A 17946-nucleotide genomic window follows, 5' to 3' on the forward strand; every position below is an offset into this window, starting at 1 on the left:
CTGGGACGGAGGGGAGCCCACGTCGAATAGCCTCGCGGCGGGTTCCAGATTGAGGGAGGCAGTTGCGGCATTTTCAGATTCATTGAACCGACGCGTGCTCGAGGAGCTTGTGCCCCCGCGCCGCAGGGATGGGGCAAGCAAATCAGTTCAGAGAGCCGCGGCTCACGTCGGTACGGAGGGCTCACCCCAGAGGAGGGAGAGGTGTCCACTTGACGTCCCAGCCAGCTCACGCACGATTACCAGTGTGCGGCATGTATGAGGAACTTCCAATGTCAACGAGAGAAGCTTTGCCTGGCGACATTCGCCAGATGACGCGGTTTCAGACGGGCGGCCTGGGCATCGACATCAATGCGGCCGGACAAGAATCTACAGCATGCGGTCCTCTCGACGATGACGCCACCTGGACTGTCGCCGGGGTGCGCTGTTCGCCGGAGCTACAGCGCTCGCCCAGCTCGAAGCTGAGGAATTTGGAGCGGTGAAATGAAGCGGTTTTCGAAGGCACGCACATCACGGTTCGCGGTGGCGGTCGGGGCCGAGCATCCGCCGATCGATGCGCCGCCGGCGATGCCGGAACAGGATGCGGACGTGGCAGCGTCGGGTCCACTTGACGAGGCAGAGCGGCTACATCGCCGCGTCGTCGAGCTTGCGCAGGCCCGCAGATACGATGAGGCCATCGCCCTCGCACGGAGGGCGCTCGAGCTGCGAGAATCGGCGCTCGGACCTGAGCATCCCCACGTGGGAGAGAGCCTCAACGCCCTGGCCAGTCTGCTCCTGGCGAAAGCCGAGTACGCGGCGGCCGAGCCGCTCTTCCGCCGGGCCCTGGCCATCCGGGAGAAGGCGCTTGGACCCGAGCATCCTGACGTGGCCCAGAGCCTCCACAACTTGGCCGAGTTGCTCCTGGCGAAAGCCGAGTACGCGGCGGCCGAGCCGCTCTTCCGTCGCGCTCTGGCCATTCGGGAGAAGGCGCTCGGGCCGGACCATCCCGACGTGGCCCAGAGCCTCAACAGCTTGGCCGAGTTGCTCCTGGCGAAAGCCGAGTACGCGGCGGCCGAGCCGCTCTTCCGTCGCGCTCTGGCCATCCAGGAGAAGGCACTCGGGCCTGAGCATCCCGACGTGGCCCAGAGCCTCAATAGCCTGGCCGCGTTGCTCGTGGCGAAAGGCGACTACGCAGCAGCCGAGCCGCTCTACCGCCGCGCTCTGAACATCGAGGAGAAGGCGCTCGGACCTGAGAATCTTCACATAGCGGACAGCCTCCACAATCTGGCCTGGTTGCTCCAGGCGAAAGGCGACTATGCGGCAGCCGAACCGCTCTTTCGTCGCGCTCTGGCCATTCGGGAGAAGGCGCTCGAGCCCGAGTATCCCGACCTGGCCACCAGTCTCAACAGCCTGGCCCGATTGCTCGAGGCCAAAGGCGACTATGCGGCAGCCGAACCGCTCTACCGTCGCGCTCTGGCCATCTGGGAGAAGGCTCTCGGACCCGAGCATCCTCACGTGGCTGACAGGGTCTACAACCTGGCCAGGTTGCTCCATGCGAAAGGCGACTATGCGGCAGCCGAGCCGCTCTTCCGTCGCGCTCTGGCCATCCGAGAGAAGGCGCTCGGGCCTGAGCATCCCGACGTGGCCGAGAGCCTGAATAGCCTGGCCGCGCTGCTCGTGGCGAAAGGCGACTACACGGCAGCCGAGCCGCTCTACCGCCGCGCTCTGGGCATCGAGGAGAAGACGCTCGGACCTGAGCATCCCCATGTGGCCCAAAGCCTACACAACTTAGCCGGGTTGCTTCAGGAGAAAGGCGACTACGCGGCAGCCGAGCCGCTCTTCCGTCGCGCTCTGGCCATCCGAGAGAAGGCGCTCGGGTCTGAGCATCCCGGCGTAGCCCAGAGCCTCAATAGCCTGGCCGGGTTGCTCCGTGCGAAAGGCGACTATGTGGCAGCCGAGCCGCTCTACCGCCGCGCTCTGGCCATCCTGGAGAAGGCGCTCGGGCCAGAGTATCCCGACGTGGCCATAAGTTTTCACAACCTGGCCGGGTTGCTCCAGGAGAAAGGCGACTATGCCGCAGCCGAACCGCTCTACCGTCGCGCCCTGGCGATCCGGGAGAGGGTGCTCGGGCCGAACCATCCCGCCGTGGCTCAAAATCTCACCAGCTTGGCCCGGTTGCTCCGTGCGAAAGGCGACTATGCGGAGGCCGAACCGCTCCTTCGTCGCGCGCTGGTCGTCCAGGAGAAGGCGCTCGGGCCTGAGCACCCCGCCGTGGCCAAGAGCCTCAACAACCTGGCCTTGTTGCTCCAGGCGAAAGGCGGCTACGTGGCGGCCGAGCCGCTCCTCCGTCGGGCCCTGGCCATCCAGGAGAAGGTGCTCGGGCCTGAGCATCCCGACGTGGCCCAGAGCCTCAACAGCCTGGCCGGGTTGCTGCAGGCGAAAGGCGACTACGCCGCAGCCGAGCCGCTCTACCACCGCGCGCTGGCCATCCAGGAGAAGGCACTCGGGCCTGAGCATCCCGACGTAGCCCAGAGCCTCAACAGCCTGGCCGGGCTGCTCTGGGCGAACGGTGCGCCCACGCGGGCGCTTCTGCTGATGCAGCGAGCTACTACGATCCACGAGCAGGTGCTGGCCTCGGTCCTTGCCACCAGCAGTGAGCGGCAAAAGCACGCATTCGCGTGGACGATGGAAGGCGAAACCGACATGACCGTCTCCCTTCACATCCGCGCGCTGCCCGACCGCGCCGACGCCGCCCGGCTAGCGCTCGCCGTCCTCTTGCAGCGCAAAGGCCGCGTCCTCGACGCCATGACCGACATGCTCACGCAGCTCCGTGCACGCGGTCAGCCGCAGGACCAAGCGAAACTGGCCGAGCTGAGAAGCATCAGAGGTGAGCTCGCGACGCGCACGCTGCGCGGGCCTGCGCCTGGCGAAGACGTGAACCGTCACAGCGACGCGCTCGCCAAGCTGCGTACAGACGCCGAGATCCTTGAGCAGGACCTGGCGGCACGGTACAAGGAGCTGGCCGCGGAGCGCCGCGCCGTCACCGTCGAGACCGTGCAAGCCGCGCTCGCTCCGGGCGCCGCGCTCGTCGAGATCGCGCTGTTTCAGCCCTTCGATCCGCACGCGAAGCCCGGTCGCAGGTTTGGCGACCTGCACTATGTTGCCTGTGTGCTGCACCAGACCGGCGATCCACGCTGGGTGGAGCTGGGCCCCGCCGCGCCCATCGATGCGCTCGTCGCTGATGCGCGCGCAGCGCTGAGCGCGGCCGAGCCGCGCTACGTCGATGTGGTGCACGCGCTCGACGAGAAGGTCATGCAGCCGGTGAGGCCGCTGCTCGGCAAGGCGCGCGAGGTGTACCTATCGCCGGACGGAGAGCTGAACCTGGTGCCCTTCGCAGCGCTGGTCGACGAGCGCGGGCAGTTCCTGCTCGCGCGTTATCGCTTCACCTACCTGACCAGCGGCAGGGATCTCCTCCGCCTCGAAGCCACCCAGAGCGAGAGCCCGCGCTCATCGCCGCTGGTCATCGGCAACCCGGCCTACGACGAGGGCGGCGGCGCCGCGCCGGTCGATGCGAGCTCGGAGCGCCGCTCGGATGCCATGGGCGCAATGCAGTTCGGCCCACTCCGGTGGACGGAGCCGGAGGCGCGCGAGGTGGCGAAGCTCTTTCCCAACGCACGCCTGTGGCTCGGACAAGATGCCACCGAGGCCGCGGTCAAGGCGCTCGCGGGCCCCTCCATCCTGCACCTGGCCACGCACTGCTTCTTCCTGGCGCAGGCACGCGCGGTATCGCATGCGCCTGCCGAAAGCCGGACGCTCGTACCCGTGCCGGAGCCCGGAGCACTGCCGCCCTTGCCCGAGAACCCGCTCTTGCGCTCGGGCCTGGCGCTCGCAGGCGCCAACCTGCGGCACAGCGCCGGCGAGGACGGCGTGCTGACCGCGCTCGAGGTCGCGGGCCTGGATCTGTGGGGAACCAAGCTCGTCGTGCTCTCGGCGTGCGAGACAGGGGTCGGCACGCTTTACCGCGGCGAGGGCGTCAATGGGCTGCGGCGTGCGCTTGTGCTCGCCGGCGCCGAGAGTCAGATCATGAGCCTGTGGAAGGTGGCCGACAAGGAGACCCAGGCGCTCATGACAGCGTACTACGGTCACGTCGCTGCCGACGACGGGCGCAGCGATGCGCTGCGGGAAGTGCAGATCACCATGGCTAGCAAGGGATTGCATCCCTACTACTGGGCCGCCTTCATCGCAGGCGGCAGCGGGCGGTCGCTTTCCGGAAAGGAGCCGCCCGCCGTGCGAGAAGCTGCTCTGCCGAGGGTAGTCGATGTAGATACAGTGGGGGCCGCGTCCGAGTGGACCCGAGCCCAAGGCGAGGAGGACAGTGCCCGGGTTGCGCTGTTCGCCGACGCGACGGCGTTCGTCCAGCTCAAGACTGAGGAACAAGGAGCGGTGAGATGAACCGGCGTTCGGGGGCACGGAAACATGCAGCGCGACCCGCAGCGCCGGTTGTGGCCGTGTATCCACCCGTCGAGGCGCCGGCGCGGACGACGCAACACGACGCGGAGGCGGCGGCGAGCGCACCGCTCGAAGAGGCAGAGCGGCTGAATCGCCGCATCATCGAGCTTGAGCGGGCCGGCCGATACGACGAGGCCATCCCCCTCGCACGGAGGGCGCTCCAGCTGCGAGAAGAGGCGCTCGGGCCTGAACATCCCGATGTCGCCACCAGCCTCAACAACCTGGCCTTTTTGCTTCATGCGAAAGGCGACTACGCGGCAGCCGAGCTGCTCGTCCGTCGCGCTCTCGCCATTTGGGAGAAGGCGCTCGGGCCCGAGCATCCCGACGTCGCCACCAGCCTCAACAACCTGGCCGCGTTGCTCCAGACGAAAGGCGACTACGCGGCGGCCGAGCCGCTCTACCGTCGCGCTCTGGCCATCCGAGAGAAGGTGCTCGGGCCTGAGCATCCTCACGTGGCCAACAGCCTCAACAACCTGGCCGTATTGCTTGAGGCGAAAGGCGACTACGCGGCGGCCGAGCCGCTCCACCGTCGCGCTCTGACCATCCGGGAGAAGGCGCTCGGGCCCGAGCATCCTCACGTGGCCACCAGCCTCAACAATATCGCAAATGTACTCCGTGCGAAAGGCGACTATGCTGCGGCCGAGCCACTCTACCGTCGTGCTCTGGCCATCCGGGAGAAGGCCTTCGGGCCCGAGCATCCTCACGTGGCCGTGGTCCTCAACAACCTGGCCATATTGCTTGAGGCGAAAGGCGACTACACAGCGGCCGAGCTGCTCTACCGTCGTGCTCTGGCCATCAAGGAGAAGGCCCTCGGGCCCGAGCATTCCAGCGTCGCCACGAGCCTCAACGACCTGGCCGGGTTGCTCCAGACCAGAGGCGATTTTGCGGCGGCCGAGCCGCTCTACCGTCGTGCTCTGGCCATCAAGGAGAAGGCCCTCGGGCCCGAGCATCCCGACGTCGCCACCAGCCTCAACGGCCTGGCCGGGCTGCTCCAGACCAGAGGCGATTTTGCGGCGGCCGAGCCGCTCTACCTTCGCGCTCTGGCCATCAAGGAGAAGGCCCTTGGGCCCGAGCATCCCAAAGTGGCCACCGCCCTCAACAACCTGGCCGAGTTGCGCCGTGCGAAAGGTGACTACGCGGCGGCCGAGCTGCTGCTCCTCCGCGCTCTGGAGATCCGAGAGACGGCGCTCGGGCCCGAGCATCCCGACGTGGCCGCCAGCCTCAACAACCTGGCCGGGTTGCTCGAGGCGAGAGGCGACTACGCGGCGGCCGAGCCGCTCTACCGTCGCGCTCTCGTCATCTGGGAGAAGGCGCTCGGCCCCGAGCATCCCGACGTGGCCGCCAGCCTCAACAACCTGGCCGGGCTGCTCCGCGCGACAGGCGATTACGTAGCGGCCGAGCCGCTCTACCGTCGCGCGCTTGCCATCCGAGAGAAGGCGCTCGGCCCCGAGCATCCCGACGTCGCCCAAAGCCTCAACAACCTGGCTGGTTTGCTCCGTACAAAGGGCGACTACGCGGCGGCCGAGCCGCTCTTCCGTAGCGCTCTCGCCATCTGGGAGAAGGCGCTCGGCCCCGAGCATCCCGACATCGCCAAAAGCCTCGGCAACCTGGCCGTCTTGCATTGGGCGAGTACAGCGCCCACGCGGGCGCTTCCGCTGATGCAGCGGGCTGCTGCGATCCACGAGCGGGTCCTGACCTCGGTCCTCGCCACCAGCAACGAGCGGCAAAAGCACGCGTTCGCGTGGACGGTGGAAGGCGAGACCGACATGACCGTTTCTCTGCACATCCGCGCGCTGCCCGACCGCGCCGACGCCGCCCGGCTCGCGCTCACCGTCCTGCTGCAGCGCAAGGGACGCGTCCTCGACGCCATGACCGACATGCTCGCGCAGCTCCGTGTGCGCGGCCGGCAGGAGGACCAGGCGAAGCTGGCCGAGCTGGCAAGTCTCAGGAGCGAGCTGGCGACGCGCACGCTGCGCGGGCCTGCGCCCGGGGAAGACGTGAGCCATCACAGCGATGCGCTCACCGTGCTGCGTGCGGCCACCGATGTGCTCGAGCAGGACCTGGCGACACGGTACAAGGCCCTGGCCGCGGAGCGCCGACCTGTCACCATCGAAGCCGTGCAAGCCGCGCTCGGTCCGGGCGCCGCGCTCGTCGAGATCGCGCTAGTTCAGCCGTTTGATCCGCACGCGAAGCCCGACCGCAGCTTTGGGGACCCGCACTACGTTGCCTACGTGTTGCACCGAACCGACGTTCCGAGCTGGGTGGAGCTGGGCCCAGCCGCGCCCATCGATGCGCTGATCGCGCAGGCGCGCTCAGCGCTGAGCACGGCAGATCTACGCTACGCCGAGGCGGCGCGCGCGCTCGACGAGAAGGTCATGCAGCCGGTGAGACAGCTTTTGGGCCAGGCGCGTGAGGTGTACCTGTCACCGGACGGAGCGCTCAACCTGGTGCCCTTCGCGACGCTGGTCGACGAACGTGGGCAGTTCCTGCTCGCGCGTTATCGCTTCACCTATCTCACCAGCGGCCGCGACCTGCTCCGCCTCGAAGTCACCCAGACCGAGAGCCCGCGCTCGTCGCCGCTCGTCATCGGCAACCCCGCCTACGACGAGGGCGGCGGCGCGTCGGTCAACCCGACCTCGGAGCGCCGCTCGGATGCCATGGGCTCGATGCACTTCGGCCCGCTCCGGTGGACGGCGCCGGAGGCGCGCGAGGTGGCGACGCTCTTGCCGAACGCCCACCTGCTGCTCGAAAAGGACGCCACCGAGGCCGCGGTCAAGGCCCTCGCGGGCCCCTCCATCGTCCACATGGCCACCCACGGCTTCTTCCTGGCGCAGGCACCCGCGGCACCGCACGCGCCCGCCGAAGCCCGGCCGTTCCTGATCCTGCTCCAGCCCGGAGCGCTGCCGCCCTTGCCCGAGAATCCGCTGTTGCGCTCGGGTCTGGCGCTCGCTGGCGCCAACGTGCGACGGAGCGGCGGCCAGGACGGCGTGCTGACCGCGCTCGAGGTCGCGGGCCTGGACCTGTGGGGGACCAAGCTCGTTGTGCTGTCCGCGTGCGACACGGGGATCGGCGCGCTCTCCCGGGGCGAGGGCGTCTACGGCCTACGGCGTGCGCTCGTGCTCGCCGGGGCCGACAGCCAGATCATGAGTCTGTGGAAGGTCGCCGATAAAGAGACGCAGGAGCTCATGAAAGCGTACTACGTCCGGCTCTCCGCCGGCGAGGGGCGCAGCGACGCGCTGCGGGAGGTGCAACTCGCGATGGCGAGCGAGCACTTGCATCCGTACTACTGGGCGGCCTTCATCGCAGGCGGCAGCGGGCGGTCGCTCTCCGGAAAGGAGCCGCCCCCCGTGCGAGAAGCCGATGTGCCGAGGGCAGCGGACACCGTGGTGAGGGCCGGGCCCGAGTAGACCCGCGCTCGTGGCGAGGGAGCCGCGCCGGCAAGCCACGGTACGCGAGCCGCGGCTTGCCGCGGGCGATCGCGTCGCGCAGAAGGGATCAGGACACGCTCCCCGCCCCTCCGGACACACACCTAAAGACGGAGACCCCGCGCAGGCGCAACCCGGAGCACGAGTGCGCCTTGAGCACATCGTCGAGGCTACTTCGTGTCGACGAGGATCTGCTGCACGGTCCAGTCGAAGCCCGGCTGGGACACGACGCGCATCCTGCTCTCCTCGTTCCTCTCCGCGTCGAGCGCCTCGCGCAGCCGAAAGAGCGTGTCTCGCGCGGCGCTGGCTCTCCTCCTCTCCGAGCGGGTGATGGGCTGATCGATCGGCGGGTGCAGGAGCCACCAGAAATCAGAGTCGTCGACGGTCACGAATATCTTGATGATGTTCATGGCCGAAGCGTGCCCGGCGCGCAGGAGGGCCCCGAGCGCGAACCAGGCGTCTCGATGTGGCTCCACGGTGGTGTAGTACTCCCGGGACGGGTCAGGAGGCATGACGGCACCGATGCTCCAATCATCTTCGAGGTCGATGGCCACGATATTGATTCGACGATCGCTGTCGTTCACGACACGCACGAACGAGTAGGAGCCGGGCTTCACGACGTATCGCCCATCCTTGGGCTCAATCACCGTCCCGCCTTCGATCCAATCACCCGGCGACCACCCCGGCGGTGGAGCGCGGAGCTCGACGCGAAGCGCGTCCTTGAGCCCCGAGAACGGGTCGTAAATCTCCTCGATGGTCTTGTACCGGAAGATGTGGATCAGCCGGTCGACCACGAGCTCGACGGCCTTCGGCGCGCCGACGCTCACCGCCGGCACGTTGGGCATCCGCTTTCCGCTCGGGTCCCAGATCTCGTATTGACCGCCGTCGTTGATGGCGACCTGATAGTGCGGCGTCCCGCTCGTGTGGAGCACGAGAAAGCCGCGCCCTCTGTTCTCGATCGCGGTCCGCAGGGCGGCGAACGCCCGCTCCTGATCGATCTCGGGCGGCAGGTCATTCCGGCGGAAGAGGTTGACTGCGCGCTTCAGCGCGACCGATCCCACGTCCTCGAGGAGCGCCGGAGCGCCCGGCTCGACCGCCTTGACCGGGGTGCCCTCGTCCAGCGTCGCCCAGCTCTCCGTGCCTGTCACCTCGTCGACGGTTGCGCCGCCCACGCGCTTGTTGTCTTGCGTGAAGTCCGTCGTCCCAGGAACATAGATGCCGAATTTGCTGCCCATCTTCGTCCCCGTCGCGCGGCCGGCGCTGAGCCTCACCCTCCGGTTCGTCTCATCGATTCCGAGGACCCTCAGCCTGTACGCGACGGGCCGGAGCGCGACGCCGAGCACCTGGCGCTCGCCCTTGCCGAGGAACTGAGGTGTCTGCGTCGGGTGCTGGCTATGCACCAAGGTGAAGAGGCGCTCGTAGAGCGTCTTCCAGGTCTGGTCCTTGCCGAGCCGCGTCAGCGCGTTCAGGAAGGCTGCCGTCATCACGCCGCCCCGCTGGTCACCGTCGTTGGCCTCCAGCGCTGTCTGGTCGTCGCGGCACGCCGCAAGGAGCACGTAGTCGTTGGACGGGGGCAGCCAGCTCGTGCCAACGGCCGCTCCCGGCGCGGCGCCCGTCGCCACGAGCCGCTTCCACGCGGCGCGAAGCTCGTCGTCCGAGGCAACGCCGCCCCTCGGCCGCTCCGTGGTGTCGAGCGTGGGATCGACCCCCTCGCGGGCGCCAGTCGCGCACCGCGGCGCGACGTCGATCCCTCGCGTCGCGCCGCCGGAATGGCAGCTGTCGAGCACCACCGTCACGATCGCCTGGCTCTTCCTCGTGAGCGCGTCGAGGTAATACACCATATCGACGTCGCTCAGGTAAGGCGTCGAGCGCCCGCCGATGTCCATGGGCACCAGCGTCTCGTCGTATCTGCCCGCCCCCTTCAGCTCCTCGAACCTCGTGGGGGCGCGGCCGCCGTGGCCAGAGTAGTGGATGTACACCTGGTCGCCTGGCTGCGCCCGGGTGACCAGCGCATCGAACGCCGCCTTCATGTTGGCGTACGTAGGCCAGTCGGAGCTCGACCCATCGGGCTGGTCAGCCCCGGTGTCGCGCGCGACGAGCTTCGTGATCTCGAGCGGTCCGGTGACGTGGGTGTGCAGCGCCTCCTCGACGAGGCGGATGTCGTTCACGCAGCCGCTCAACGGCGCGTAGGTGGCGCCGTTCTCAAGCCGGTTCGGGAGATAGAGGTCGATGCCGATGAGCAACGCCCGGAAGGTCGGGCCCGTGTCGCGAGCGCGTCTCGTCACCGCCTCGTCGTGTTCGTCGTTCGGCTGGCTATCCATGGTGCTCCTCCAGCAATAGCGGCCGCGAGGCCATTTCCTCCGGTGGCTCCCCAGACCATCATGTGCCCGCGATGGGTGCGCGTCGCACGCCAACCCATATTCCATCCTCTTGCAGATCGAGCAGGAGCTTCCGATCGTGGCAGATGCCGACGTTGGCTTCTGGCGTCACAATATTCCTACCCTTCCTCGAAGGCCGACGGGCGCTCGTGGGCGCGGGCAGCCCATGACAGATCGATAAAGAACAGGGCTCAAAGGTCAAGCTGGGGCGGAAGGGGCGAACCCCAGATCGTTTCACGCTGGTTTTCAGTCCGAGGGAGCCAGCTGCGGCATTTTCAGCTTCAATGAGCGACGCGTGCTCCAGGAGATGGGGCACCCACGGCAGAGGGACGGGACAAGGACACCAGGGAACCGCGGCTCGCATCGACGCCGACAGCACTTCCCGAAAGAGGGAGCAGTGTCCACTTGACGTCCCGGCCGGCGCACGCACGATCACCGGTGTGCGACGCGCATGAGGAACTTCCAATATCGGCGTAAGGCTCTCTGGCGGACAGTCGTCGACGAAGCACGGCGACGCATGTTCGGACGGGTGCTCCAGGTGTTGGTATCGCTGTTCGCCAGCGCGAAGGCGCCCGCCCAGCCGAAGCTGAAGGATCAGGAGCGGCGAGATGAAGCGGTCTTCGATGGCACGCGAAGCACGATTCGCGGTGGCGGTCGGGGACGACCGTCCGCGGGTCGAGGCACCGGCGGAGATGCCGAAAGACGACGCGGCAGCGAAAGGGCCGCTCGAGGAGGCGGTGCGGCTGAGTCGCCGCGTCGTCGCACTTGAGCGGGCCGGCCGATACGACGAGGCCATCCCCCTCGCACGGCGGGCGCTCGAGCTGCGGGAGCGGGCGCTCGGGGCTCAGCATCTCGACGTCGCCCGTAGCCTCAACCGCCTGGCCAAACTGCTCTGGGCGAGAGGCGACTACGCGGCGGCCGAGCCGCTGTTCCGCCGCGCTCTCGCCATCCGGGAGAAAGCGCTCGGGCCGGAGCATCCGGATGTGGCAATCAGCCTCAACAACCTGGCCAGTTTGCTCAAGGCGAAAAGTGACTATGCGGCGGCCGAGCCGCTCCATCGTCGCGCGCTGGCCATCTGGGAGAAGGCGCTCGGGCCGGAGCATCCCAACGTGGCCACCAGTCTCAACAACCTGGCCAGTTTACTCGAGGCGAGAGGCGACTACGCGGCGGCCGAGCCGCTCTACCGTCGCGCTCTCGCCATCCGGGAGAAGGCGCTCGGGCCTGAGCATCCCCAGGTGGTCAACAGCCTCAATAACCTGGCCAGTTTACTCGAGGTGAGGGGCGACTACGCGGCGGCCGAGCCGCTCTACCGTCGCGCGCTCGCCATCCGGGTGAAGGCGCTCGGACCAGAGCATCCTGACATGGCCACCAGTCTCAACAACCTGGCCAGTTTGCTCCAGACGAAAGGCGACGACGCGGCGGCCGAGCCACTTTACCGTCGCGCTCTCGCCATCCGGGAGAAGGCGCTCGGACCAGAGCATCCCTACGTAGCTATCCCCCTCAACAACCTGGCATTGTTGCTCGGGGAAGAAGGCGACTACGCGGCGGCCGAGCCGCTCTACCGTCGCGCTCTCGCCATCCGGGAGAAGGCGCTCGGACCAGAGCATCCTGACGTGGCCCAAAGCCTCAACAACCTGGCCGTATTGCTCGGGATAAAAGGCGACTACGCGGCAGCCGAGCCGCTCTACCGTCGCGCTCTCGCCATCCGGGAGAAGGCGCTCGGACCCGAGCATCCCAACGTGGCCATCAGTCTCAACAACCTGGCCGGTTTGCTCCATGCGAAAGGCGACTACCCAGCGGCCGAGCCGCTCTACCGTCGCGCTCTCGCCATCATGGAGAAGGCGCTCGGGCCAGCGCATCCCTACGTGGCGCAGAGCCTCAACAGCCTGGCCCGGTTGCTCCGTGCGATAGGCGATTACGCGGCGGCCGAGCCTCTCTACCGTCGCGCTCTCGCCATCCGTGAGAAAGCGCTCGGGCCCGACCATCCCGACGTGGCGCAGAGCCTCAACAACCTGGCGTGGTTGCTCTATGCGAAAGGCGACTACGCGACGGCCGAGCCGCTCTACCATCGCGCTATTGCCATCCGGGAGAAGGCGCTCGGACCCGACCATCCTGACGTGGCCGACACCCTCAACAACCTGGCCGGGTTGTACTGGGCGCTCGCAACGCCCACGCGGGCGCTTCCGCTGATGCAGCGGGCTGCAGCGATCCTCGAGCGGGTCCTGGCCTCTGTCCTTGCCGCCAGCAGCGAGCGGCAAAAGCACGCTTTCGCGTGGACGGCGGAACCCGAGACCGACATGACCGTTTCCCTTCACGTCCGCGCGCTGCAGGGCCGCGCCGACGCCGCTCGGCTCGCGCTTACCGTCCTGTTGCAGCGCAAGGGCCGCGTCCTCGACGCCATGACCGACATGCTCACGCAGCTCCGTACGCGCGGCCGGCCGGAGGACCAGGACAAGTTGGCCCAGCTGGCAAGCCTCAGGGGCGAGCTGGCCACGCGCACGCTGCGCGGGCCTGCGCCCGGCGAGGACGTGAGCCATCACAGCGACGCGCTCGCCAAGCTGCGGGCGGACATCGAGGTGCTCGAGCGGGACCTGGCCGCACGGTACAAGGCGCTCGCTGCGGAGCGCCGCGCTGTCACCCTCGACGCTGTGCAGGCTGCGCTCGGTCCGGGCGCCGCGCTCGTCGAGATCGCGCTGTTGCTGCCTTTCGATCCGCACGCTCAACCCGGCCGCCATTTCGGCGATCCGCACTACGTTGCCTATGTGCTCCGCCGGACCGGCGATCCAAGCTGGGTGGAACTGGGCCCCGCCGCGCCCATCGATGCGCTCGTCGCTCAAGCGCGCGCGGCGCTGAGCGCGGCCGATCCGCGCTACGCCGAGGCGGCGCGCGCCCTTGACGAGAAGATCATGCAGCCGGTGAGGCAGCTTCTCGGCGAGGCGCGCGAGGTGTACCTGTCGCCGGACGGAGAGCTCAACCTCGTGCCCTTCGCCGCGCTGGTCGACGAGCATGGGCAGTTCTTGCTCGCCCGTTATCGCTTCACCTACCTGACCAGCGGCCGCGACCTGCTCCGCCTCGAGGTCACCCAGACCGAGAGCCCTCGCTCGTCGCCCGTGGTCATCGGCAACCCCGCCTACGACGAAAGCGGCGGCGCGCCGGCCGCTGCGACCTCGGGGCGCCGCTCGGACGCCATGGGTGCCATGCAGTTCGGCCCACTCCGGTGGACGGGGCCAGAGGCGCGCGCCGTCAAGGAGCGCTTGCCAGACGGACGCCTGCTGCTCGACAAGGACGCTACCGAGGCCGCCGTCAAGGCGCTCGCGGGCCCCTCCATCCTGCACATGGCCACCCACGGCTTCTTCCTGGCGCAGGCACGTGCGGCACCGCACGCGCTCCGTGAGGCCCGGCCGTTCCTGACCGTGCTGCAGCCCGGAGCGCTGCCGCCCCTGCCCGAGAACCCGCTGCTGCGCTCGGGTCTGGCGCTGGCAGGCGCCAACCAGCGACGCAGCGGCAGCGACGACGGCGTGCTGACCGCGCTCGAGGTGGCGGGCCTGGATCTTTGGGGAACCAAGCTCGTCGTGCTGTCGGCGTGCGACACGGGGATCGGCGCACTCCATCGGGGCGAGGGCGTCTACGGGCTACGGCGCGCGCTCGTGCTCGCCGGAGCCGACAGCCAGATCATGAGTCTGTGGAAGGTGGCCGACGAGGAGACCCAGGCGCTTATGACTGCCTACTACGGTCGCCTCTCGACCGACCAGGGGCGCAGCGATGCTCTGCGTGAAGTGCAGATCGCCATGGCTCGCCAGGGCTTGCACGCCTTCTACTGGGCCGCCTTCATCGCAGGCGGCAGCGGCCGCTCGCTCTCCGGAAACGGGCCGCCCCCCGTCCGAGTCGCCGATGTGCCGAGGGCTCTGGACACCGGGGGGATCGCGCCCGAGTAGACCCGAGCGCGTGGTAAGGGGACTACGCCCAAGTTGCGCCGTTCGCCGACGCGACGGCGCTTGCCGTGGTCGAAGCTGAGGGATGAGGAGCGGTGAAATGAAGGGGGGTTCGACGGTCCGTGCAACACAATTCGCCGCAGCGATCGTGGTCGCGCAAGCAGGGGTCGCGGCCCAGGCGCAGACCCCGACACAGGAGGCGGCCACGGCGGCGGAAGGGCCGCTCGAAGAGGCAGAGCGGCTGAATCGCCGCGTTGTCGAGCTCCATAAGGCCGGCCGATATGACGACGCCATCCCCCTCGCTCGGAGGGCGCTCGACCTGCGAGAAAACGCGCTCGGGCCCGAGCATCCCGACGTGGCCATCACGCTCCACAACCTGGCCGCATTGCTCAAGGCGAAAGGCGACCACGCGGCGGCCGAGCCTCTCTTCCGTCGCGCTCTGGCCATCCGGGAGAAGGTGCTCGGGCCTGAGCATCCCGACGTGGCCACCACTCTCAACAACCTGGCCGCACTGCTCGCGACGAAAAGCGATTACGCAGCGGCCGAGCCTCTCTTTCGTCGCGCTCTGGCCATCCGGGAGAAGGCGCTCGGGCCGGAGCATCCCGACGTGGCTGAGAGCCTCAACAGCCTGGCAGGGTTGCTCTTTGCAAAAGACGACATCGTGGCGGCCGAACCGCTCCTCCGCCGCGCTCTGACCATCCAAGAGAAGGCGCTCGGCCCCGAGGATCCCGACGTGGCCTTCAGCCTCAACTGCCTGGCCGAGTTGCTCCAGGCGAAAGGCGACGATGCGGCGGCCGAGCCGCTCTACCGGCGCGCTCTGGCCATCCGGGAGAAGGCGCTCGGGCCGGAGCATCCCGACGTGGCTGTGAGCCTCAGCGGCCTGGGCGGGTTGCTCGAGGCGAAAGGCGACTATACGGCAGCCGAGCCGCTCTACCGGCGCGCTCTGGCCATCCGGGAGAAGGCGCGCGGCCCAGAGCATCCCAACGTCGCCGCTGCCCTCAGCGATTTGGCCGCGTTGCTCCAGGCGAAAGGCGACTATTCGGCGGCCGAGCCGCTCTGCCGGCGCGCTCTGGCCATCCGGGAGAAGGCGCTCGGGCCGGAGCATCCCAACGTGGCCACTGCCCTCAACAGCCTGTCGGAATTGCTCTTTTTGAGAGGCGACTACGCGGCGGCCGAGCCGCTCTACCGGCGCGCTCTGGCCATCCGGGAAAAGGCGCTCGGGCCGGAGCATCCCAGCGTGGCCGCCGTCCTCCACAATCTGGCCGTATTGCTCTATGCGAAGGGCGATTACGCCGCGGCCGAGCCGCTCTACCGGCGCGCTCTGGCCATCTTGGAGAAGGTGCGCGGCCCAGAGCATCCCAATGTGGCCAAAGCCCTCCACAGCCTGGCCTGGTTGCTCCAGGAGAAAGGCGACGATGCGGAGGCCGAGGCGCTCCACCGTCGCGCTCTGGCCATCCTGGAGAAGGCGCTCGGCCCAGAGCATCCCAACGTGGCCACTGCCCTCAACAATATGGCAGTGTTGCTCGATAAGAAAGGCGACGACTCGGCAGCCGAGCCGCTCTTCCGTCGCGCTCTGGCCATCCAGGAGAAGGCGCTCGGCCCAGAGCATCCCGACGTGGCCGTCAGCCTCGACAATTTGGCCGGGTTGCTCGATAAGAAAGGCGACCATGCGGCCGCCGAGCTGCTCTACCGTCGCGCTCTGGCCATCCGCGAGAAGGCGCTCGGGCACGAGCACCCCGATGTGGCCGTCAGCCTCAACAACCTGGCCGTGTTGCTCGAGGCGAAAGGCGACCACGCGTCCGCCGAGCCGCTCTACCGTCGCGCTCTGGCCATCCAGGAGAATGCGCTCGGACCTGAGCATCCCAAGGTGGCCGCAAGCCTCTACAATCTGGCCGTCTTGCATTGGGTGAGCGCAGCGCCCACGCGGGCGCTTCCGCTGATACAGCGGGCCGCTGCGATCCACGAGCGGGTCCTGGCCTCCGTCCTAGCCACCAGCAGCGAGCGGCAAAAGCACGCATTTGTGCGGACGGTGCAAGGCGAGACCGACGTGACCGTTTCCCTTCACGTCCGCACGCTGCAGGACCGCGTCGACGCCGCCCGGCTCGCGCTCGCCGTCCTGCTACAGCGCAAGGGCCGCGTCCTCGACGCCATGACCGACATGCTCGCGCAGCTCCGCGCGCGCGGCCGACCCGAGGACCAGGCGAAGCTGACCCAGCTGGCTCGCCTCAGAGGCGAGCTGGCAACGCGCACGCTACACGGGCCTGCGCCCGGCGAGGACGTGAGCCATCATAGCGACGCGCTCGCCAAGCTGCGGGCGGATGTCGAGGTGCTCGAGCGGGACCTGGCGGCACGGTACAAGGCGCTGGCCGCGGAGCGCCGCGCCGTCACCCTTGAGACCGTGCAAGCGGCGCTCGGTCCGAGCGCCGCGCTCGTCGAGATCGCGCTGTTTCGGCCTTTTGATGCGCGTGCGAACCCCGAGCGCAGGCTTGGCAACCTGCACTACGTCGCCTATGTGCTGCACCGGACAGGCGATCCGAGATGGGTGGAGCTCGGCCCCGCCGCGCCCATCGATGCGCTCGTCGCTGAAACGCGCGCGCTCCTGAGCGCGGCCGATCCGCGCTACGCCGAGGCGGCGCGTGCGCTCGACGAGAAGGTCATGCAGCCCGTGAGGCAGCTCTTGGGCGAGGCGCGCGATGTGTACCTGTCGCCAGACGGAGAGCTCAACCTCGTGCCCTTCGCCGCGCTGGTCGACGAGCGCGGGCAGTTTCTCCTCGCGCGCTACCGTTTCACCTACCTGACCAGCGGCCGCGACCTGCTCCGCCTCGAAGTTACCCAGACCGAGAGTCCCCGCTCATCACCGCTGGTCATCGGCAACCCGGCCTACGACGAGGGCGGCGGCGTGCCGGCCAGCGCGACCTCGGGGCGCCGATCGGACGGCATGGGAGCCATGCAGTTCGGCCCACTCCGGTGGACGGAGCCAGAGGCGCGCGCCGTCAAGGACCTCTTGCCGGGCGCACGGCTGCTGCTCGACAAGGACGCCACCGAGGCCGCGATCAAGGCACTCGCGGGCCCCGCCATCGTGCACATGGCCACCCACGGCTTCTTCCTGGCGGAGGAGCCCGCGGCACCGCACGCGTCCCGCGGGGCCCAGCGGCCGTTCTTGACGCTGCTGCAGCCCGGAGCGCTGCCGCCCTTGCCCGAGAACCCGCTGCTGCTCTCGGGTCTGGCGCTCGCAGGCGCCAACCAGCGACGCAGCGGCGGCGAGGACGGCGTGCTCACCGCTCTCGAGGTCGCGGGCCTGGACCTGTGGGGGACCAAGCTCGTGGTGCTGTCGGCGTGCGACACAGGGATCGGCACGCTCTCCCGGGGCGAGGGCGTCTACGGCCTACGGCGCGCTCTGGTACTCGCCGGGGCCGACAGCCAGATCATGAGTCTGTGGAAGGTGGCCGACGAGGAGACCCAGGCGCTCATGAAGGCCTACTACGGTCGCCTCTCGGCCGACGACGGGCGGAGCGATGCGCTGCGCGAAGTGCAGCTCGCAATGGCTCGCCAGGGCCTGCACCCCTACTACTGGGCCGCCTTCATCGCAGGCGGCAGCGGCCGCTCGCTCTCCGGAAAGGAGCCGCCCGCGGTGCGAGAAGCCGACATGCCGACGGCAGCAGACACCGTGGCGACCGCGCCCGAGTAAACCACACCGGCAAGCGGCCCCGCGCCCCCATCGCTCCC

General features: G+C 68.5%; 5 protein-coding genes. 4 read left to right on the top strand and 1 reads right to left on the bottom strand.

Annotation, left to right across the window (positions count from 1 at the left end):
• Positions 1 to 480: 480 nt before the first annotated feature.
• Both WME79_RS30145 and WME79_RS30150 read left to right on the top strand, forming a co-directional pair.
• The gene (locus WME79_RS30145) at positions 481 to 4428 is read left to right on the top strand and encodes a tetratricopeptide repeat protein (protein WP_437521856.1); all 3948 of its coding nucleotides are present in this window, start codon (positions 481 to 483) and stop codon (positions 4426 to 4428) included.
• Positions 4425 to 7892, top strand: a complete 3468-nt coding sequence (locus WME79_RS30150; protein WP_437521858.1) for a tetratricopeptide repeat protein — start codon at positions 4425 to 4427, stop codon at positions 7890 to 7892. The genes WME79_RS30145 and WME79_RS30150 overlap by 4 nt, the downstream gene beginning before the upstream one ends.
• Positions 7893 to 8080: 188 nt before the next feature.
• Here the strand turns inward: WME79_RS30150 and WME79_RS30155 are convergent, their stop codons facing one another.
• On the bottom strand, positions 8081 to 10231 hold the full coding sequence (locus WME79_RS30155) for a caspase family protein (RefSeq protein ID WP_437521860.1): 2151 nt from the start codon (positions 10229 to 10231) through the stop codon (positions 8081 to 8083).
• A 665-nt stretch (positions 10232 to 10896) separates the two neighbouring features.
• Here WME79_RS30155 and WME79_RS30160 point away from each other — a divergent pair.
• On the top strand, positions 10897 to 14223 hold the full coding sequence (locus WME79_RS30160) for a tetratricopeptide repeat protein (protein WP_437521862.1): 3327 nt from the start codon (positions 10897 to 10899) through the stop codon (positions 14221 to 14223).
• Positions 14224 to 14320: 97 nt separating this feature from the next.
• On the top strand, positions 14321 to 17908 hold the full coding sequence (locus WME79_RS30165) for a tetratricopeptide repeat protein (RefSeq protein WP_437521863.1): 3588 nt from the start codon (positions 14321 to 14323) through the stop codon (positions 17906 to 17908).
• Positions 17909 to 17946: the final 38 nt, after the last annotated feature.

This window comes from Sorangium sp. So ce726 (genome assembly GCF_051521405.1).
In the GTDB taxonomy this organism is placed as follows: Bacteria; Myxococcota_A; Polyangia; order Polyangiales; family Polyangiaceae; genus Sorangium.

Coding starts and splice junctions, on each gene's coding strand:
- WME79_RS30145 (WP_437521856.1), top strand. CDS start 481: ATGAAGCGGTTTTCGAAGGCACGCACATCACGGTTCGCGGTGGCGGTC.
- WME79_RS30150 (WP_437521858.1), top strand. CDS start 4,425: ATGAACCGGCGTTCGGGGGCACGGAAACATGCAGCGCGACCCGCAGCG.
- WME79_RS30155 (WP_437521860.1), bottom strand. CDS start 10,231: ATGGATAGCCAGCCGAACGACGAACACGACGAGGCGGTGACGAGACGC.
- WME79_RS30160 (WP_437521862.1), top strand. CDS start 10,897: ATGAAGCGGTCTTCGATGGCACGCGAAGCACGATTCGCGGTGGCGGTC.
- WME79_RS30165 (WP_437521863.1), top strand. CDS start 14,321: ATGAAGGGGGGTTCGACGGTCCGTGCAACACAATTCGCCGCAGCGATC.